This window comes from Trinickia sp. Z7 (assembly GCF_056498045.1).
This window is the reverse complement of the sequence record NZ_JAUEQW010000006.1, coordinates 130784-149919: the sequence shown is the minus strand read 5'-3', so window position 1 is coordinate 149919 and position 19136 is coordinate 130784. Positions and strand designations below refer to the sequence as shown.

The 19136-nt window shown below is 63.0% G+C and carries 17 protein-coding genes; 3 read left to right on the top strand and 14 right to left on the bottom strand.

All coding sequences use genetic code 11. From position 1 onward, the window contains the following. The first annotated feature begins 22 nt into the window (after nt 1–22). Entirely contained in the window at nt 23–826 is an 804-nt protein-coding gene (locus QQS38_RS13080) for a GNAT family N-acetyltransferase (RefSeq protein ID WP_479645801.1), read from the top strand. A gap of 130 nt (nt 827–956) precedes the next feature. Here QQS38_RS13080 and ppx read toward each other — a convergent pair whose 3' ends face one another. Then, on the bottom strand, nt 957–2468 hold the full coding sequence (ppx, locus tag QQS38_RS13075; protein ID WP_479645800.1) for an exopolyphosphatase: 1512 nt from the start codon (nt 2466–2468) through the stop codon (nt 957–959). Nucleotides 2469–2812: 344 nt separating this feature from the next. Here ppx and ppk1 point away from each other — a divergent pair, with 344 nt between their 5' ends. Further along, complete coding sequence (gene ppk1 / locus QQS38_RS13070; protein ID WP_479645970.1) at nt 2813–4876, top strand: polyphosphate kinase 1; 2064 nt, start codon at nt 2813–2815, stop codon at nt 4874–4876. A gap of 81 nt (nt 4877–4957) precedes the next feature. Here ppk1 and phoR read toward each other — a convergent pair whose 3' ends face one another. The 11 genes from phoR to QQS38_RS13015 all read right to left on the bottom strand — a co-directional run bounded on the left by phoR (nt 4958) and on the right by QQS38_RS13015 (nt 17222). Further along, a complete protein-coding gene (gene phoR, locus QQS38_RS13065; RefSeq protein ID WP_479645799.1) occupies nt 4958–6277 on the bottom strand; it encodes a phosphate regulon sensor histidine kinase PhoR in 1320 nt (439 codons plus the stop codon). Between the two features lie 69 nt (nt 6278–6346). Further along, nucleotides 6347–7048, bottom strand: coding sequence for a phosphate regulon transcriptional regulator PhoB (gene phoB / locus QQS38_RS13060; protein ID WP_440541944.1), 702 nt, complete (start codon nt 7046–7048; stop codon nt 6347–6349). Nucleotides 7049–7060: 12 nt separating this feature from the next. Beyond that, on the bottom strand, nt 7061–7765 hold the full coding sequence (gene phoU / locus QQS38_RS13055) for a phosphate signaling complex protein PhoU (RefSeq protein WP_479645798.1): 705 nt from the start codon (nt 7763–7765) through the stop codon (nt 7061–7063). A gap of 10 nt (nt 7766–7775) precedes the next feature. Then, nucleotides 7776–8624 carry a phosphate ABC transporter ATP-binding protein PstB gene (gene pstB, locus QQS38_RS13050; RefSeq protein ID WP_479645797.1) on the bottom strand — a complete coding sequence of 283 codons (849 nt, stop codon included), beginning with the start codon at nt 8622–8624 and terminating at the stop codon, nt 7776–7778. Nucleotides 8625–8640: 16 nt separating this feature from the next. Beyond that, entirely contained in the window at nt 8641–9537 is an 897-nt protein-coding gene (gene pstA, locus QQS38_RS13045) for a phosphate ABC transporter permease PstA (RefSeq protein WP_479645796.1), read from the bottom strand. Then, nucleotides 9534–10499, bottom strand: a complete 966-nt coding sequence (gene pstC, locus QQS38_RS13040; RefSeq protein ID WP_479645969.1) for a phosphate ABC transporter permease PstC — start codon at nt 10497–10499, stop codon at nt 9534–9536. The genes pstA and pstC overlap by 4 nt, the downstream gene beginning before the upstream one ends. A 171-nt stretch (nt 10500–10670) precedes the next feature. Continuing rightward, on the bottom strand, nt 10671–11702 hold the full coding sequence (gene pstS, locus QQS38_RS13035; protein WP_479645795.1) for a phosphate ABC transporter substrate-binding protein PstS: 1032 nt from the start codon (nt 11700–11702) through the stop codon (nt 10671–10673). Between the two features lie 248 nt (nt 11703–11950). Beyond that, a complete protein-coding gene (gene glmM, locus QQS38_RS13030; protein WP_479645794.1) occupies nt 11951–13309 on the bottom strand; it encodes a phosphoglucosamine mutase in 1359 nt (452 codons plus the stop codon). A gap of 51 nt (nt 13310–13360) precedes the next feature. After that, nucleotides 13361–14335 carry a dihydropteroate synthase gene (gene folP, locus QQS38_RS13025; RefSeq protein WP_479645793.1) on the bottom strand — a complete coding sequence of 325 codons (975 nt, stop codon included), beginning with the start codon at nt 14333–14335 and terminating at the stop codon, nt 13361–13363. 166 nt (nt 14336–14501) lie between these two features. Continuing rightward, complete coding sequence (gene ftsH, locus QQS38_RS13020) at nt 14502–16391, bottom strand: ATP-dependent zinc metalloprotease FtsH (protein WP_479645792.1); 1890 nt, start codon at nt 16389–16391, stop codon at nt 14502–14504. Nucleotides 16392–16571: 180 nt separating this feature from the next. Beyond that, nucleotides 16572–17222, bottom strand: coding sequence for an RlmE family RNA methyltransferase (locus tag QQS38_RS13015; protein ID WP_479645791.1), 651 nt, complete (start codon nt 17220–17222; stop codon nt 16572–16574). A gap of 160 nt (nt 17223–17382) precedes the next feature. Between QQS38_RS13015 and QQS38_RS13010 the strand changes: the two genes are divergently transcribed. Next, entirely contained in the window at nt 17383–18009 is a 627-nt protein-coding gene (locus QQS38_RS13010) for a YhbY family RNA-binding protein (RefSeq protein WP_479645790.1), read from the top strand. Nucleotides 18010–18060: 51 nt separating this feature from the next. Here QQS38_RS13010 and QQS38_RS13005 read toward each other — a convergent pair whose 3' ends face one another. Both QQS38_RS13005 and greA read right to left on the bottom strand, forming a co-directional pair. Further along, the gene (locus QQS38_RS13005; RefSeq protein WP_479645789.1) at nt 18061–18570 is read right to left on the bottom strand and encodes a DUF4149 domain-containing protein; all 510 of its coding nucleotides are present in this window, start codon (nt 18568–18570) and stop codon (nt 18061–18063) included. A 19-nt stretch (nt 18571–18589) separates the two neighbouring features. Continuing rightward, on the bottom strand, nt 18590–19066 hold the full coding sequence (gene greA / locus QQS38_RS13000; RefSeq protein ID WP_325340158.1) for a transcription elongation factor GreA: 477 nt from the start codon (nt 19064–19066) through the stop codon (nt 18590–18592). Nucleotides 19067–19136: the final 70 nt, after the last annotated feature.

The following is a 19136-nucleotide window of genomic DNA, read 5'->3' as shown; positions in this document are numbered from 1 at the left end:
TCATTAGGAACCAGGAACCCCTATGCGAGATCTGCCGACGCCGACCCTGCCCTTCGCTTCGATCCCGCTCGATTCGCGCCGTCGCCTGCCGCGAGAAAAAGAAACCGTCACGCAGGAACACCGTCTGCAAGTGGCCTGGGCGCGCACCGATGAAGAACTGCGGGAGGCGCAACGCCTGCGCTACCGCGTGTTCGCCGAAGAAATGGGCGCGAGCGTCTCGGGCCCGTCCGGGCTCGACGTCGACGCGTTCGACGCCTATTGCGATCATTTGCTCGTGCGCGACCTCGATACCCTGCAGGTGGTCGGCACTTACCGCGTCCTGCCGCCCCATCAAGCCGCCCGCGTCGGCCGCTTGTACGCCGAGGGCGAATTCGATCTCTCGCGCCTGGCGCATCTGCGCGCGAAGATGGTCGAGGTGGGACGCTCCTGCGTGCATGCCGACTATCGCAGCGGTTCGGTCATCATGTCGCTGTGGGGCGGGCTCGGCACCTACATGATGCAAAACGGCTACGAGACGATGCTCGGTTGCGCGAGCGTGCCGATGGCCGACGGCGGCCATTTTGCAGCGAATCTGTACGAGTCGTTGCGCGAGCAGGCGCTGACGAGTCCTGAATACCGCGCGTTCGCGCATACGCCACTGCCGGTCGAGGAACTGCGCACCGGCGTGCGCGTCGCGCCGCCGCCGCTCGTCAAAGGGTATCTGCGCCTCGGCGCGAAGATCTGCGGCGCACCGGCATGGGACCCTGACTTCAACTGCGCCGATTTCCTCACGCTGTTCCGTTTGACCGACATCAACGCCCGCTACGCGCGTCACTTCCTCGCCTGAAGCAGCGCATCGGCGCACCCTCGGCGCGCATTATCGGCCATGGAGAAAAAGCGGCCCACGCTCGGCACGGAGCGTGGGCCGCTTCTTTCATCGCAATATCGGCGATAGCGCTTCGTTCCGATGCACCCGCTCATTCGTCCGTGTACACGACGCGATAGCGAATCCCAACCTTCTCCCATTCGGCCGCTTCTTGCGTCAGGCTGTAATCGGTCAGCGGATTGCCCACGACCCATTCGTTCGGCAAGCGCACTTCGTAGCCGCCGTGCGACCTGGCCACGCGAATGCCGGGCAGGCCTGCATCGGTGCGCCGGCGGCACAGCAGCGCCGCGAGCCGCAAGCAAAACAGCAATGGCCACTCGACTTCGCGGGTTTGGGACAATTTCCCGAGCTTGCCCGCATGCCCGAGCACGAGCGCAGCGAGCCGCGCTTGATCGGTGCGCGAGAAGCCGGGCATATCGGCATTGCTCGCGATATAGGCGGAATGCTTGTGATACGAGCTATGCGAGATCGATAAGCCGATCTCGTGCAACGCGGCCGCCCAGCCGAGAAAAACGCGCCCTTCTTCCAGCTCTTCCCCATTCGCCGCGCCGAGCTGATCGTAAAAACCGACCGCCAGTTCGCCGATGCGCTCGGCCTGTGCGCGATCCACACCGTAACGGCGCATGAACCCCGCGACGGTGACCGCCCGCATGTCCTCGTGCTGCGTGCGCCCCAGCAGGTCGTATAGCACGCCGAGCCGCAATGCGCCGTCGGTCGTGTCGACGTATTCGATGCCGAGTTCCTCGAACACCGCCAGCATGATCGACAAGCCGCCCGCGAGCACCGGCACGCGATCGGGCTTGAGCGCGACGAGCTTGAGCCGATTGACGTTTTCGGCTTTGATGAGCGCGCGCTTGAGCCGCTCGAGGCCGCCGCGCGAGATGCCGTGCGTCACGCCGGCATCGTTGAAGCCGTTGGCTTCGACGAGTTCGGCCAGCGCCCGGGCCGTGCCCGAGGACCCGATCGCCTGATCCCATCCGGCTTGCTTGTACTCGCGCGAGATGATCTGAATTTCGCGCTTGGCCGCGAGTTCGGCCTGCCGCATCGTGTAATCGTCGACGTTGCCCGCGGGAAAGAACGCGCGGCTGTGGCTGACGCAGCCGATGTAAAGACTCTCCATCACGAGCGGCGTGTAGTGCTGGCCGATGATGAACTCGGTCGAACCGCCGCCGATGTCGACGACGAGCCGCTTGCCCGAAATCGCCGGCACCGAATGCGCGGCGCCGGCGTAGATCAGCCGCGCCTCTTCGCGCCCCGCGATGACTTCGATCGGAAAGCCCAGTGCGTTTTGCGCTTCGACGAGAAACTCGCTTGCATTCTTGGCGACGCGCAACGTATTGGTCGCCACGGCGCGCACGTGGTCGGGATGAAAATCGCGCAGCCGTTCGCCGAAGCGCTTGAGCGCATCCCAAGCGCGCACTTGCGAAGCGCGATCGAGCATTTTGTCGGTCGAGAGCCCCGCGGCTAGCCGCACGGCTTCGCGCAGCGCATCGACCTGATAGATCTGCGCGCCGGCAGTCGTTTCCTCGACGCGGCCGACGATGAGCCGGAAGCTATTCGAGCCGAGGTCTACGGACGCAAGAAGGTGCGGGGTATTGGGCATTAGGAAAGCAAGCTCCCGTGCGCGCGTGCGACCCGCCGGGACCTATCGCCCGGGCGAGCGCCGCGCTGTTCAAAAACGTCATTGTAAGCACATAGTATTTCGCCACGGTGCATTGCATCAACGTGGCATCGCCCATGCGACATCTTGGTCGCCTGCGTATCGCCCGAACGACGCCCATTCGCAATCGAACTAGGCGCCGAACTCACGGGATTGCCAAATTCGCGCCGAATCTCCGTAGAATGCCTAAAAAGTGACAGTATGACTTTTCATCGCGATGACACCGAACTATGAGAATGTCCGAGCGTCCGTTCATTTCTTCATCCGACCCTTCTCATTTGCTGCCGATGTCGCTGCGTTACCCACTGCTGAACCGTGAGCTTGGCATTCTCGGCTTCAACGAGCGCGTACTCGCGCAAGCCACCGATCCGTCCGTGCCGCTTCTCGAGCGCTTGCGCTTCATCTGCATCACGAGCAGCAACCTCGACGAATTCTTCGAAGTGCGCATGGCGGGACTGCAGGAGCAGATGCGCGACAACCCGGGTTCGTTGGCGCCGGACGGCATGTCGCTGCAGCATGTCTACGATCTGGTCGTCGAGCGAGCCCACAAGCTCGTGCACCGACAGTACACGATGCTGCACGAGACGGTGCTCCCGGCCCTCGAACAAGAAGGCATTTACTTTCACGGCGCCGAGGCATGGACCGAAGCTCAGACGGAATGGGCGCGCCGCTACTTCGTCGACGAATTGCTGCCCGTGCTGACCCCGATCGGCCTCGATCCGGCGCATCCGTTCCCGCGCGTGCTCAACAAAAGCTTGAATTTCGTGGTCGAGCTCGAAGGCAAGGACGCATTCGGCCGCCAGGCGGTGATGGGTATCGTGCAAGCGCCGCGCGCGCTGCCGCGCCTCGTGCACATGCCGCAGGAGCTCTCGGGTTTCGCCTACGGCTTCGTGCTGCTCAGCTCGTTCATGCAGCGGTTCGTCCACGAGCTGTTTCCCAATCTCACGATTCGAAGCTGCAATCAATTTCGGATCACGCGCAACAGCGAGTTATTCGTCGATGAAGACGAAATCACGAACTTGCGGGTCGCGCTCCAAGGCGAGTTGCCCGCACGCCACCTGGGCAACGCCGTGCGCCTCGAAGTCTCGGCCGATACGCCGCCCCACCTCGTGCGCCGGCTGCTCGACGAAAGCGGCTTGAGCGAAAAAGACTGCTATCGCGTGGATGGCTCGGTCAATCTCGTGCGTCTCATGCAGTTGCCGGACCTCGTCGATCGGCCCGACCTCAAGTTCGTGCCGCACGTGCCCGCGACGCCGCCAGCCCTCGCGAACGCCACCAGCCTGTTCGATACGCTCGATCAGGGTGACGTGTTGCTGCATCATCCCTACGAGAGCTTTCAGCCCGTGTTGGAATTGCTGCTGCAGGCGGCGCAGGACCCGAACGTCGTGGCGATCAAGCAGACGATCTACCGCACCGGCACCGATTCGCCGCTGATGGACGCACTCATGCAAGCGGCGCGCAACGGCAAGGAAGTCACGGTGGTCGTCGAATTGCTGGCGCGCTTCGACGAAGAAACCAACATCAATTGGGCCTCGCAGCTCGAAGCCGTGGGCGCCCACGTCGTCTACGGCGTCGTGGGCCACAAGTGCCACGCAAAGATGATGCTGATCGTGCGACGCACGACGAACAACGGCAAGTCGACGCTCAAGCGCTATGCGCACTTGGGCACCGGCAACTATCATCCGCGCACCGCGCGCCTATACACCGACTTCGGCTTGATGACGGCCGATCAGCGCATCTGCGAAGACGTTCACCACGTGTTCCAGCAGTTGACGGGCATCGGCGGCGAATTGCGGCTGCACGAGCTTTGGCAATCGCCCTTCACGCTGCATCCCAAGCTCGTCGAAGCGATCCGTGCGGAAGCGGAGAACGCGCGCGCAGGCAGGAAGGCGCGCATCGTCGCGAAGATGAATGCCCTGCTCGAGCCGACGGTCATCGCCGAGTTGTACGAGGCGTCGCAAGCGGGCGTGAAGATCGATTTGATCGTGCGCGGCGTCTGCTCGCTGCAGCCGGGGGTCGAAGGGCTATCGGAGAACATCACCGTGCGCTCGATCGTAGGGCGCTTCCTCGAGCACCACCGCATTTTCTATTTCTTCGCCGATGGGCAGGAGCGCGTCTATCTGTCGAGCGCGGACTGGATGGATCGCAACTTCTTCCGCCGCGTCGAGGTCGCCTTCCCCATCAACGATCGGCGCTTGAAACGGCGAGTCATCGCCGAGGGGCTGTCGGCGCTGCTCGGCGACAACCAATCGGCCTGGGTGATGCAAAGCGATGGCCACTACCGGCGCAGCCGCCCCGGCAAAACCTCGCGCAACGCCCAAGCAGGCTTGCTCGCGAAATTCGGCTGCTAGCGGAGCACGCTAGGGACCGGCGGCCGCGGCGGCGGCAGGGCTCGCTGCGCGCCCGATCCGCACCTGCGCAGCTGCGCGCGGCTAGACGCCTGCATGCGCGGGCTGACGGCGCAACGAGCGCTGCGCCGGAAAACGCACGCTGAACGTACTGCCCTTGCCCTCTTCGCTCTTGACCTCGAGCGTCGCGTCGTGCCGTTGCAGCACGTGCTTGACGATGGCGAGGCCGAGCCCGGTGCCGCCCGTATCGCGTGAGCGGCTGCGATCGACGCGGTAAAAGCGCTCCGTCAACCGCGGGATGTCGGCCGATGGAATCCCGAAGCCCGTATCGGTCACCGAGAACGAGGCTTCGTTGCCGACCAGCTTCCAGGCGACATCGATCGAGCCGCCATCGGGCGTATAGCGAATGGCGTTCGTCACGAGATTGCCGAGCGCGCTCAAGATCTCCGTTTGGACACCCGTCACGGTCAGCGTGTCATCGGCTGCGAACGAGATGCGATGGCGCCCGCCCGAGAGCGTCGCGGCATCCTCGCGCACATGCGAAATCACGGCGCGCATATCGATCGGGCGATCGCTCGGCGGCTTGGCATCACCTTCGAGCTTGGCGAGCACCAGTAAGTCGTCGACGATATTGCGCATGCGCGAGGCCTGCTGATCCATCAACTCCAAGTAGCGTTCTCGATCGGCCGGTTCGAGCGGAATCTCGCGCAACGTCTCTAGAAAACCCGACAGCACCGTGAGCGGCGTCTTCAGTTCGTGCGAGACGTTCGCGACGAAGTCGCGCCGCATGGCATCGGTGCGCTCCAGTTCGGTGATGTCGGCCGACAGCACGAGCTTGCGATTTTCGCCGTAGGGGAACACTTGCACGGAAAGGACGTTCTGCCGCTTGTCCCCCATTCCGCGCATGACGAGCATCTCGTCGTACTGATGCGAGTTCAGATAGCGCACGAAGTCGGGATGCCGCACGAGATGCGTGATGTGCTGGCGCAGGTCGCGCTTGGCGTCCAAGCCGAAATGCTGTTCGGCGATCTCGTTGCACCACTCGATCTGGTCGTGATCGTCGAGCATGGCCACGCCGTTGGGCGACGCCTGGATCGCCTGGATGAAGCGCGAATGCTGCTGCTCGACTTGCCGCACTTGAGCGTGCCAGCGCTTGGCGAGCTTATGCAGCCGGTAGTAGATTTCGCCCCACACCCCGGGTGCGCTCGGCACTTCACCGTAGACCGGCGCATCGAGCAAGCGCCACAAACGCTCGGTGTGATAGGTGGAAAAGAGAATTTGCGCGACGAGCGCGACGGCGGCGAAGATCAACGCTGCACGCACGCTTGCGACGGCCGCGATGGCCGCGCATACGAGCGCAAGCAGCAGCAGCGATACGATCGAGCGCGCCCAAATAATATTCATGAGGTCATGGGTGAATCGAATCAAAAGCGCACCGCGGTTTCCCCGCGCGGCGCGCCCGGCGCACCGGCGCTACGCGCTCTTGGCGAGACGATAGCCGCTGCCGCGCACCGTTTCGATCATAGCATCGCAACCGGCTGGCTTTAGCGCGGCGCGAAGCCGCTTGATATGGACATCGACCGTGCGCTCCTCGACGAACACGTGATCGCCCCAGACCTGGTCGAGCAGTTGCGTGCGGCTATGCACCCGCTCGGGGTGAGTCATGAAAAAGTGCAACAGACGAAACTCGGTGGGACCCAGATCCAGCTTGATTTCGCTACCCGATGCATGTGCCGCGACCCGATGCGTGGCCGGATCGAGCTTGAGCCCATTGATGGCCACGACGTCCTCGGTCAATTGCGGCGCGCGACGGCGCAGCACGGCCTTGATGCGGGCCATCAGCTCCTTCGGCGAAAACGGCTTCGTGACGTAATCGTCGGCGCCGATCTCGAGGCCCAGCACCTTGTCTTGTTCATCGCCGCGCGCCGTCAGCATGATGATCGGGATGTGCTTCGTGCGCTCGTTGTTGCGCAGATCGCGCGCGAACGCGATACCCGACTTGCCGGGCAACATCCAGTCCAGCAAGACGAGATCGGGCAGCACGTCGCTGATCAGCGCCTGGGCCTGCTCCGCGTTATAAGCGCGGATCGGGCAATGGCCCGCATGCTGCAGGTTGACCGAAATCAGTTCGGAAATGGCGGGCTCATCTTCGATGATGAGAATGCTGCTCGGCATCGTCACCTCTGGTTAACTAAGCGCTTCGCGTTCGAGGGCGTCGCGCGATTTGTGCCGTACGTCCGTCCCCTTCACGATATAGATGATGAACTCGGCGATGTTCTTCGCGTGGTCGCCGATACGCTCGATCGCCTTCGCGATGGTCAAGAATTCGAGCCCCGCCGAAATCGTGCGCGGGTCTTCCATCATGTAGGTGACCAGCTTGCGCACGAAAGCGCGGAATTCCTCGTCGATGGCCTTGTCGTCGCGCACGATTTGCGCGGCCGCCACCGTGTCCAGGCGTGCGAACGCATCGAGCGCACGACGCAGGATCGACACGGCCATCTCGCCCGAGACTTTGATCTCGGCGATGTTCACCGTGCGCGAGGCGCCGTCTTCCGTCAAACGTTTGACGCGCTTGGCGATCTTTTCCGCCTCGTCGCCCGCGCGCTCGAGGTTGGTGATGGTTTTCGAGATCGCGAGCAACAAGCGCAGATCGCGCGCGGCCGGCTGCCGGCGCGCGATCACATTGCTGCACTCTTCGTCGATCACGACTTCCATCGTGTTGACCGTTTCTTCGGCCGCGATCACCTGATCGGCGATGCTCTCGTCGAACTCGTTGAGCGCCTGCATGGCGCGCGTGATCTGCGCTTCGACGAGGCCGCCCATTTCGAGCACCTTCGACGAAACGAGATTCAGATCCGCATCGAACTGGCTCGACAAATGTTTATCCGTCATGGTTGTCTCCTTAGCCGAAGCGGCCGGTGATGTAATCCTCGGTTTCCTTGCGGACCGGCTTGATGAAGATCTTTTCGGTATCGCCGAACTCGATCAATTCGCCAAGATACATGTATCCCGTGTAGTCGGAGCAACGCGCCGCCTGCTGCATATTGTGCGTGACGATGACGACCGTGTAATCGCTCTTGAGCTCGGCAATGAGTTCCTCCACGCGCCCCGTGGAGATCGGGTCGAGCGCCGAGCACGGTTCGTCGAGCAATAGCACTTCCGGGCGAATGGCGATGCCGCGCGCAATACAGAGGCGCTGCTGCTGACCGCCCGACAAACCGTAGCCGCTTTGACCGAGCTTATCCTTGACCTCGCTCCAGAGCGCCGCCTTCGTCAAAGCCCACTCGACGCGGTCGTCCATTTCCGAGCGCGAGAGCGATTCGAACATCTTCACGCCGAACGCGATGTTGTCGTAGATCGACATCGGAAACGGCGTCGGCTTTTGGAACACCATGCCCACGCGCGCGCGCAGCAACGAGATGTCGCGATCGGTCGCGAGCAGGTTCTCGCCATCCATCATGATCGCGCCTTCGGCCCGCTGCTCGGGGTACAGCGCGAACATCTTGTTGAACGTGCGCAAGAGCGTGGACTTGCCGCAACCGGAGGGGCCGATGAACGCGGTTACCTTGCCTTCGGGAATGGCAAGATTGATGTTCTTCAGCGCATGGTATTTGCCGTAGAAGAAGTTCAAATTCTTCACTTCGATCTTCGGCGCGACGGGCGCAAGCGGCAGCTCGCCGGTGGCCGGCTCGTGGCCGGCGGGCGACGCGGGACGCTCGATGTGGGACAGGTGACTCTCAGCCATGTTCATAAGGCGCTCCGTCGCTTTATTTCTTGCCGAACATCGTACGCGCAAGGATATTCAGTCCAAGCACGCCGAGCGTAATCAGGAATACACCGGCCCACGCGAGCGATTGCCACTGCGGGAACGGACTCATTGCAAACTTGAAGATCGTCACGGGCAGATTCGCGAGCGGCTGATTCATGTCGACCGAGAAGAACTGGTTCGACAATGCCGTGAACAACAGCGGCGCCGTTTCGCCCGCGATACGCGCCACGCCGAGCAGCACGCCCGTCATGACGCCGGCCATCGACGCCTTCAGCGTGATCGAGAGCACCATTTTCCACTTCGGCACGCCGAGCGCAAACGCCGCCTCGCGCAGCGCATTGGGCACCAGGTTCAACATGTTCTCGGTCGTGCGGATCACGATCGGAATCTGCAGCAGCGCGAGCGAAATCATGCCGGCCCAGCCCGAGAAATGCCCCATCTTCGCCACTACGATCGCGTAGACGAACAAACCGACGACGATCGAGGGCGCCGACAACAGAATGTCGTTGATGAAGCGCGTCGTGGCGGCAAGCCAGCCCTTGCCGCCGTACTCGGCCAAGTAGACGCCGGCGAGCACACCGATGGGCGTGCCGACCACCGTTGCCGCGCCCACGAGCATCAGCGTGCCCACGATCGCATTGGCGAGCCCCCCGCCGTCCGTGTTCGGCGGCGGCGTCGATTGCGTGAACAATGCGAGCGACAAGCCGCCGACACCGAGACTCAGGGTCGTATAAAGAATCCAAACGAGCCACAGCAGCCCGAACGCCATGGCCGCCATCGACATTGCCAGCGCGATGGCGTTGACCGTGCGGCGGCGGCGCTGCAAGCGCCCGCGCGTCGCGGCGAATACCTCAGGGCTCGCCGCACCCGGGATTTGCATGGACGGTCCGCTCATTTCGTGCCCTCCGCTTTCTGCAGACGCAGCAGCATCAGCTTGGAGATCGCAAGCACGACGAACGTGATGACGAACAAGATCAAGCCAAGCTCCATCAACGCCGATGTATGCAAGCCCGGGCCAGCCTCCGCGAATTCGTTCGCGAGGGCCGAGGTGATGCTGTTGCCCGGCGAGAATAGCGAAACGTTGCCGAGCAGATTCGTATTACCGATCACGAACGTGACCGCCATCGTTTCGCCCAGCGCGCGGCCGAGGCCCAACATGACGCCGCCGATCACCCCGCTCTTGGTGAACGGCAGGACGATCTTCCACATCACTTCCCAGGTCGTGCAGCCGATCCCATAGGCCGATTCCTTCAGCAGCACGGGCGTGACCTCGAACACGTCACGCATGACCGAGGCAATGTACGGGATGATCATGATCGCGAGAATGACGCCCGCGCACAGAATACCGATGCCGATCGGCGGCCCCTTGAACAGCGCGCCGATGATCGGCAACGGGCCGAGGGCCGCACCGAGCGGCGCTTCGAAGTAGGTGGCGAAGATCGGCGAAAACACGAGCAAGCCCCACATACCGTAGACGATCGACGGAATCGCGGCGAGCAATTCGATGGCGATGCCGAGCGGGCGGCGCAGCCAGACCGGCGACAACTCCGTGAGAAAGAGCGCGATGCCGAAGCTGACGGGCACCGCGATGATGAGCGCAATGATGGATGTGGCGATCGTGCCGTAGACGGGCACGAGCGCGCCGTAGACGTCGCTGGGCGGATCCCAGTCCGACGTCCAAAGAAAGCGCATGCCGAACTTTTCGATGGTCGGCAACGATTCGATGATCAGCGACACGATGATGCCGCCCAGCAGCACCAGTGTGACGATCGCGGCCAAGCGCGCGAGATTGCCGAAGATGAAATCGCCGAACTGGCTCGGAGCGCGCTGAGCGTGCTCGGCTGGCGCGGTCGACATGAAGCGAGTATCGGACATGTGAACCCGTGTGCTGATGCCGCAGCCCCGATGGCGCGGCCGGTAGCCGTGCCCGGCAAAGCGCCTTCGCCTTGCCGGGCCTTTCCTGCATTGCAGCATACTGCTTGCTGCTCGATACGTCCTACGTACTATTTATCGTGACGTCTCGCCCGCTTACTCGGCGATTGCCTTGCCCGAGGCGTCCTTCACGTTGGCCTTCCATTGCTTCTCGATTTCAGCCGTGACCGACTGCGGCAGGGGGATGTAGTCGAGCGACGTCACGGCATCGTTGCCGTTCTTGAAGCCCCAGCTGAAGAACTTCAACGCTTCCGCGCCTTGGGTCGGCTTATCTTGCGTCTTGTGCAGCAACACGAAGGTCGCGCCGACGATCGGCCATGCTTGCGCGCCCGGCTCGTTCGTCAGGATCTGATAGAACGACTTGTTCCATTCTGCGCCCTTCGCGGCGGCGGCAAACGTAGCCGTATCCGGCGTCACGACCTTGCCGTCGTGATTCTGCATCTTCGTGTAGACCATGTGGTTTTGCTTCACGTAGGCCCACTCGACGTAGCCGATCGCGCCCGGCAGACGCTGGATGAACGCGGCGACGCCGTCGTTACCCTTGCCGCCCGTGCCCGTCGGCCAGTTGACCGTCGTGCCTTCGCCGATCTTCGACTTCCATTCCGGGCTGACCTTCGACAGGTAATCGGTCCAAATGAACGTCGTGCCCGAGCCATCGGCGCGGCGCACCACGGCGATCGCCGTATCCGGCAGCTTGACGCCCGGGTTCAGCTTGGCGATGGCCGGATCGTTCCACTTCGTGATCTTGTTCAGATAGATGTCGGCGAGCACTTCACCCGAGAGCGTCAGTTCGCCAGCCTTGATGCCCGGCAGGTTGATCGCCGGCACGACGCCGCCGACTACCGTGGGGAATTGGAACAGGCCCTGCTTTTCGAGTTCATCGTCCTTGAGCGGCATGTCGGAACCGGCGAAATCGACGGTCTTCGCCTCGATTTGCTTGATACCGCCCGACGAACCGATGCCTTGATAGTTCACCTTGCCGCCGCCGCTCTTCACATAGGAATCGGCCCACTTCGTGTACAGCGGTGCGGCAAAGGTGCTGCCCGCGCCGGTGATGTCGGCGGCTTGCGCGGAAACGGCGAAAAGCACGCCGGCGAGGCCAGCGAACGCGGTCTGCATCAATTTCATGGAAATAACCCCCAGTGGTGTGGTCGTGGAATCTCGACACCGCGAAGATTAGGACGAAACTGTGACAGTACTGTGACGATCGATGAAAGTCACATGACAATAACCTTTCTGCGTGAAAGGAAAACTCTGCATTTAGCGACAAATAGCAGAAATTAGCGAAACATAGGGACGAAGCACGCTGTGCCCCGGTGAAAGCATAGGAGAAAAATGCCGCTCGAGCCGAGTCGAGCGGCAATTATTTCGCGGTGTTACGCGGTCGCCTGTTCGACGGCGCGCGCGATGTCTTGAGCGTGACGAACGGCCGCCTCGCGCTGGCTTGCTTCGACCATGACGCGAAGCACGGGTTCGGTGCCCGAGGCGCGGATCAGCACGCGGCCGCTGCCATCGAGCGCACGCTCGGCGCTCGCCACGGCTTGCTGGATCGCGTCGCTATGCTTCCAATCGGCGCCCGGGCGCATCCTAACGTTGATGAGTTGCTGCGGGAACAGCGTGACGCCTTCGAGCAGTTCGCTGAGCGTGCGCCCGCTGCGTTTGACCGCGGCCAGCACGAGCAGCGCCGAGACGATGCCATCCCCCGTCGAATGGCGGTCGAGCGACAAAATATGCCCCGAGCCTTCTGCGCCGAGCTGCCAGCCGCGCTCGTGCAGTTGCTCGAGCACGTATCGATCGCCGACGGCCGCGCGCACGAAGGGCACCCCTTCGCGCTCGAGGGCGACTTCGATGGCCATATTCGTCATCAGCGTCCCGACCGCGCCCGGCACTCGGCCCTCGGTGGCCATGCGGTCCTTGACGAGCACGTAGAGCAATTCGTCGCCGTTGTAGAGCCGCCCCGCGGCGTCGACGACCTGCAGACGGTCGGCGTCGCCGTCGAGCGCGATGCCTAGGTCGGCGCGATTGGCCCGCACCGCTCGAATCAGCGCATCGGGCGCCGTCGCGCCTACGCCATCGTTGATGTTGAAGCCGTTGGGCGCCACGCCGATCGGCACGACATCGGCGCCGAGCTCATGGAATACATGCGGAGCGATGTCGTAAGCGGCGCCGTGCGCGCAATCGACGACGAGCTTGAGCCCGTGCAAATCGAACGCCGCAGGAAACGTGCTTTTACAAAATTCGATATAGCGGCCCGCCGCGTCGTCGAGCCGCCGCGCCTTGCCGAGCTGCTCGGAGCTAGCGCAGACGAGCGGCTGCTCGAGTTGCTCCTCGATGCGCAGCTCGACTTCATCGGGCAGCTTGTTGCCGTCCGCGCTGAAAAACTTGATGCCGTTGTCGTAGTACGGATTGTGCGACGCGCTGATCACGACGCCCGCGGCCAGCCGCAACGCCCGCGTGAGATAAGCCACGCCCGGCGTGGGCATCGGCCCCGCCAGCATCACGTCGACGCCGGCCGCCGAAAAGCCCGATTCGAGCGCCGCTTCGAGCATGTAGCCCGAGACGCGCGTGTCCTTGCCGATCAACACCGTCGGCCGCGACGCGGCCTTGGCCCACCGGTCCGCTTGTGCGAGCACCTTGCCGGCCGCATAGCCGAGCCGCAACACGAAATCGGGGGTGATCGGCGCCTCGCCCACTTTTCCCCGAACGCCGTCTGTGCCGAAATAACGCCGTGCCATCGTCGAATCCCCTGCTCTCGAATGATTGGTTGAATAAATGAAATATCGTTGTCAGTCGTCAGCCGGCAGTGGGCGCGCGGCGAGTTCCGCTTCGCGAACGGCGGCCCAGACCTTGAGCGCGTCGACCGTTTGGGCGACATCGTGCACACGCACGATGGCCGCGCCGCGCTCCGCCGCGCAAACCGCCGCGGCGATACTCGCTGCGACGCGCTCGGCCGGCGTTTGGCGTCCCGTCACCGCGCCGAGCATCGATTTGCGCGACATGCCGGCGAGGATCGGGAACGGCGCCGCACCGGCGTCAGGCTGCGGGGCCGTCTCCGGCAAGCGCGCCAGCAACGCGTAATTGTGCTCGCGCGTAGCTTTACCGAAGCCGAAGCCAGGATCGACGCTGATCCGCCCGCGTGCGATGCCCGCCTGGGTCAGCGCATCGACGCGCGCCGCTAGAAACGCGCGCACCTCGCCGACGACATCCGCATAACCGATCTGACCGCGCTGCATGGTCTGCGGCTCTCCAAGCATATGCATGACGCACAGCCCGCAGTTCGTGTCGCGCACCGCATCGATCGCACCGGGCCGGCGAAAGCCCCAAATGTCGTTGATGAGATCGGCGCCTGCGCCGAGCGCCGCGCGCATCACCTCGGGCTTGTACGTATCGATCGACAACGGCACGCCCGTTCCCACGAGCGCCTCGACGATCGGCACGACGCGCTCGAGTTCCTCTTCTAGGGGCACGGGCGGCGCGCCGGGCCGCGTCGATTCGCCGCCGATATCGATCATGTCGGCGCCTTCGGCCAACATCCGCTCGGCTTGGCGCAGAGCTTCGTCGCGAAGCAGGAAGCGCCCGCCATCGGAAAAGGAATCGGGCGTGACGTTGAGAATGCCCATCACAAGGGGCCGCTCGAACGTGAGCGTAAAGCGCCCGCAGATGAGCGGCTCAGGCGTCGGAGGAAGGCAATGGCGGGATATCGACACGAGACGGCGAAAACGAATGAAGAAGAAACGAAGACGATGCTGGGACACGTGCATTCGCGCCCGCCCGTCCACCCACAACACCCGGCGGCGCATCGGTGCGCAGAGGATGCCGGGCGTGCGACCTGCGACGAAACGACTGCACCTGTGCGGCAAACATCTTGGCATTAAAAAACGGGCCGGTGCTGTCCGGCACCGACCCGTTGTCTCTAGCCGCCTAGCGTCACGCCGGCGCGGTCGCGCTGCCCGGCCGCACTTCGGCGCCCGGCGGCGTCCCGCCGCCCGACGAAGCATCGGTCGACGGCGCGTTCTTGGGCGAGCGCGGGGGGCGGCCGGCCATGATGTCGTTGATTTGATCGGCGTCGATCGTCTCCCACTCCATCAGCGCCGCCGTCATGGCCTCGACCTTGTCGCGGTTCTCGTCGAGCAAGCGCCGCGCGAGGTTGTATTGCTCGTCGAGCAAGCGGCGGATTTCAGCGTCTACCTTCTGCTGCGTCGCTTCCGAAATCGTGCGAGTGAAGCCGCGTCCGAACGGCGACGCATCGTTCTCGTCGTCGACATACACCATCGGGCCGAGCGCATCGGTCATGCCGAAACGAGCGACCATTGCGCGCGCCGTCTGCGTTGCCTTGTTGAAATCGTCCGAGGCGCCGGTGCTGACGAGGCTCAAGAACAACTCCTCAGCCACACGACCGCCGAACAAAATGGCGAGCCGATCGAGCAGATACTCCTTCGAATACGTCTCGTTATCGTGTTCGGGCAACTGCCAAGTCACACCGAGGGCGCGACCGCGCGGAATGATCGTGACCTTGTGGACCGGATCGGCCTTCGGCAACAGTTTGGCCACTACCGCGTGACCGGCCTCGTGATAGGCCGTGGCGCGTTTTGCGTCTTCGCGGATCACGGCCGACTTGCGCTCCGGCCCCATGAAAATCTTGTCCTTCGCATCTTCGAAATCCTGCATTTCGACGATACGTTTGCCGCGCCGCGCGGCAAACAGCGCCGCTTCGTTGACGAGGTTGGCCAGATCCGCACCGGAAAAGCCCGGCGTGCCGCGCGCGATAACCGATGCATCGACGTCGTTGGAAATCGGCACCTTGCGCAGATGCACCTTGAGGATTTGCTCGCGGCCGCGAATGTCGGGCAGCCCCACGTAGACTTGGCGGTCGAAGCGGCCGGGACGCAGCAACGCTTTGTCGAGCACGTCGGAGCGGTTCGTCGCCGCGATCACGATGACGCCGGAATTGGCCTCGAACCCGTCCATCTCGACGAGCATCTGGTTGAGCGTTTGCTCGCGCTCGTCGTTGCCGCCGCCCATGCCGGCGCCGCGATGGCGACCGACCGCATCGATTTCGTCGATGAACACGATGCAAGGCGCGTGCTTCTTCGCCTGCTCGAACATGTCGCGCACCCGCGCCGCGCCCACGCCGACGAACATTTCCACGAAATCGGAACCCGAAATGCTGAAGAACGGGACTTTCGCCTCGCCGGCGATGGCGCGCGCGAGCAGCGTCTTACCGGTGCCGGGCGGCCCGACGAGCAACACCCCGCGTGGAATGCGGCCGCCGAGCTTTTGAAACTTTTGCGGATCGCGCAGGAAATCGACGAGTTCGGAGACTTCCTCCTTCGCTTCGTCGCAGCCGGCGACATCGGTGAAATTGATCGCGTTGTTGTTCTCGTCGATGAGCCGCGCGCGCGATTTGCCGAACGAGAAGGCGCCGCCTTTGCCGCCTCCCTGCATCTGCCTCATCATGTAGAACCAGAACCCGATGATCAGGATCGTCGGCCCCAGATAGTAGAGCGCGGAGACGAGCGCATTGGGTTCCTCGTCAGCCTTGCCGCTCACTTGAACGCCGTACTTCATCAGATCGCCGACCATCCAAATGTCGCCCGGCGACACGATCTGATACTTTTGACCGTCTGCGGGAGTGACCGTCAGATTACGTCCCTGGACGATGACGCTCTTGACCTTGCCGGCCTTGGCGTCGTCCATGAACTGTGAGTACGAGACGCCTTCCTGGACGCGGGGCTTGTCGAACTGCTTGAACACCGTAAACAGCACCAGTGCGATGACCAGCCACACTGCTGCCTTCGAAAACATATTGTTGTTCAAAGCCCACTCCTTCCTCATAGACGGGCGCCTACATTTACCTTGCGGCGCCACCAAAGCATTCTAATCCAGTCGGCTAGCCCCTGCCATAACGTTTCGCTACCGCGAAAATAGCGTTTTTCGGCATGCCGACGGGGCTTTCGCCACCCGCGGCGAGGGATTTGCGCCGCGTTCCCGGAGCGATTACCCGGGTCGCTTGAGCATCTTGCCCAAAATGAACGTTTCAGCCGATTTATCGCGCGACGCTTTGGGCTTGCGCGCGGCGACCGTTTTGAACTGGCGCTTGAACTTCTCCACGATCTGGCTGTAGCCGCTGCCGTGAAAGCATTTCACCAGCAACGCGCCCTCCGGCTTCAAATGCGCCTGCGAAAATTCGAGTGCGAGATCGCAAATATGTTCGATCCGCGCAGCGTCGGCGACGGCCACGCCAGACAGATTGGGCGCCATATCCGAAATTACAAGGTCCACCCGGCGCTCGCCCACGACTTCTTCCAACTGGGCGAGCACACTCTCTTCCCGGAAGTCGCCCTGGATGAATTGCACGTCGGCGATGGGTTCCATCGGAAGAATGTCGAGCGCGATGATCGTGCCGTCGATGCCGCCGCCGGTGCGCGCGCCTTGCGCGAGCTTGTTGCGCGCGTACTGGCTCCAACTGCCGGGCGCCGAGCCGAGATCGACGATGACGTGCCCCGGACGGATGAGCTTGTCCTGTTCGTCGATTTCCTTGAGCTTGTACGCGGCCCGCGCGCGATACCCTTCGCGCTGGGCGAGCTTTACGTAAGGGTCATTGATGTGATCGTGCAGCCACGATTGATTGAAGCGGTTTTTTGCCATCGAAAGGTGATCTATTACTGCGTCAAACCGCTCTTTTAGCGGATAATACGCGTTTTGCCGGCGCGCCGTCCGGTCCCGCCAGCCCTCGGTTCGGCCAGCCGGATCGTCCACGCATCCTATGCGCGGCCGTCCCTATTTTAGTCGAGTCGTTCATCGCCCTATGCCTGCCCTCAAAGTCTCTCCCGCCCAACGCGCCGATTTGCGCTCCCAAGCCCATGCGCTGAAACCGGTCGTGCTGATCGGAGCCGAAGGGCTGACCCCCGCCGTGCTCGACGAAATCAAAGTTCACCTCGACGCGCACGAGCTCATCAAGATCCGGGTGTTCGGCGACGAACGGGACGCGCGCGTCGCAATCTACGATCAAATTTGCGATACGTTGAGCGCTGCGCCCATCCAGCATATCGGCAAGCTGCTCGTCGTTTGGAAGCCGCAGCGCGCGCCGGCGGCCAAAACGGCGCCACGCGCGGCAAACCGCACGAAGGACGCCGTCGCGGGCCGCGCCAACGCCACGCCCGAGGGCCGCGCCAGAGTCACGGGCGCGGGCAGGGGCCGAGCCAAAACCACCGCCCTGCCTACCGCGCGCGAAGCAGCGGACGACACGCGCAAACGAGGCGCCGCGCCGCGCATCGTCAAAGTGGTGAAAGTGTCGCAATCGAACACCGTGCGCAAACCCAAGCCTGAGAAGGTGCTCGTGCGCGGCAACGAGCGCGTCACGGCCGGCGGAACCGTCAAGCGCGCGAAAAAGCGCCAAACGAGCGCGAAGCGCCAGCATCAGAGCGTGAAGTGAGCGTAACGAGTGTCGCACACCGCGGCGCAGGCCGCTGGCGGCGCCGACGGTTCATCCCGAATGAGCCGTGAGCCTACCGGGCTGCACCTCGCCTTCGGGCAGCCCCGCCGGCAACATCCACACCAATGCCACGCCGAGCAAGGTTTCGATCAGATAAAACACGCTCGCAATGCCATGCAGCAGGCCGAACCGCGCCGCGTAACGTGAGTGCTCGATATCGAAGCCCGTTTCGCGCGCGGCGGTGCGCAGCGCGTCCATGAACGGCTGCAGGCCGAAATACCCGATCAACACGCACAACAGCATACCGGCCACGAGCCAGCGCACGCGGCGATAGCCGAGCGCGCCGCGACGCACCAGGACGTTGCCGAGCGCCAGCGACAATACGCCGCACGTGACGCCCACGAACGCTTCGATCCGAAAGAGCCGCGCGGCGACGTCGCCTGCCGTCGCACGCCCGAGCATTACAAAGAGCGTAGGCGCGACGACGTAGCCGATCGTCAACGCGCTGCCAACCCAAATAAGGACCAGCAGCCGAAACACGCGATGGGGAGCGGAGGACACGAGAGACGAGCGCCTGCGTTCAGACGTAACGAACGGAGATGATTTCGTATTCGCGCACGCCGCTCGGAGCTTGCACGGCAGCCACGTCGCCTTCGAATTTGCCGATGAGGGCGCGTGCGATCGGCGAGCTCACCGAGATGAGACCGTGATCGATATCGGCTTCGTCGTCGCCGACGATTTGATAGGTGACCTTATCGCCCGAATCGAGATCTTCGAGATCCACCGTCGCGGCAAACACGACGCGGCCTTCGGCATCGAGCGCGGCGGGATCGATCACTTGCGCAGCGGCGAGTTTCGATTCGATTTCGGCGATGCGTCCTTCGATGAAGCCTTGCTTTTCCTTCGCGGCGTCATATTCGGCGTTTTCGGACAAATCGCCCTGCGCGCGCGCTTCTGCAATCGAATTGATGACGGATGGCCGCTCGATCGATTTCAAACGCTGCAGCTCGTCTCGAAGTTGATCGGCGCCCCGCCTCGTCAAGGGAATCGTGCTCATAGACAGATCAGTAAACAAAAATACGGCATTCAAAAAAGCACCGCGGTTAAGTGCATCCCACCGGATAGGA

Coding starts and splice junctions, on each gene's coding strand:
- phoR (WP_479645799.1), bottom strand. CDS start 6,277: ATGAATATTATTTGGGCGCGCTCGATCGTATCGCTGCTGCTGCTTGCG.
- pstS (WP_479645795.1), bottom strand. CDS start 11,702: ATGAAATTGATGCAGACCGCGTTCGCTGGCCTCGCCGGCGTGCTTTTC.
- ppx (WP_479645800.1), bottom strand. CDS start 2,468: ATGCCCAATACCCCGCACCTTCTTGCGTCCGTAGACCTCGGCTCGAAT.
- QQS38_RS13080 (WP_479645801.1), top strand. CDS start 23: ATGCGAGATCTGCCGACGCCGACCCTGCCCTTCGCTTCGATCCCGCTC.
- QQS38_RS13010 (WP_479645790.1), top strand. CDS start 17,383: ATGCCTGCCCTCAAAGTCTCTCCCGCCCAACGCGCCGATTTGCGCTCC.
- pstA (WP_479645796.1), bottom strand. CDS start 9,537: ATGAGCGGACCGTCCATGCAAATCCCGGGTGCGGCGAGCCCTGAGGTA.
- pstB (WP_479645797.1), bottom strand. CDS start 8,624: ATGAACATGGCTGAGAGTCACCTGTCCCACATCGAGCGTCCCGCGTCG.
- folP (WP_479645793.1), bottom strand. CDS start 14,335: ATGCACGTGTCCCAGCATCGTCTTCGTTTCTTCTTCATTCGTTTTCGC.
- phoB (WP_440541944.1), bottom strand. CDS start 7,048: ATGCCGAGCAGCATTCTCATCATCGAAGATGAGCCCGCCATTTCCGAA.
- ppk1 (WP_479645970.1), top strand. CDS start 2,813: ATGTCGCTGCGTTACCCACTGCTGAACCGTGAGCTTGGCATTCTCGGC.
- pstC (WP_479645969.1), bottom strand. CDS start 10,499: ATGTCGACCGCGCCAGCCGAGCACGCTCAGCGCGCTCCGAGCCAGTTC.
- greA (WP_325340158.1), bottom strand. CDS start 19,066: ATGAGCACGATTCCCTTGACGAGGCGGGGCGCCGATCAACTTCGAGAC.
- phoU (WP_479645798.1), bottom strand. CDS start 7,765: ATGACGGATAAACATTTGTCGAGCCAGTTCGATGCGGATCTGAATCTC.
- glmM (WP_479645794.1), bottom strand. CDS start 13,309: ATGGCACGGCGTTATTTCGGCACAGACGGCGTTCGGGGAAAAGTGGGC.
- QQS38_RS13015 (WP_479645791.1), bottom strand. CDS start 17,222: ATGGCAAAAAACCGCTTCAATCAATCGTGGCTGCACGATCACATCAAT.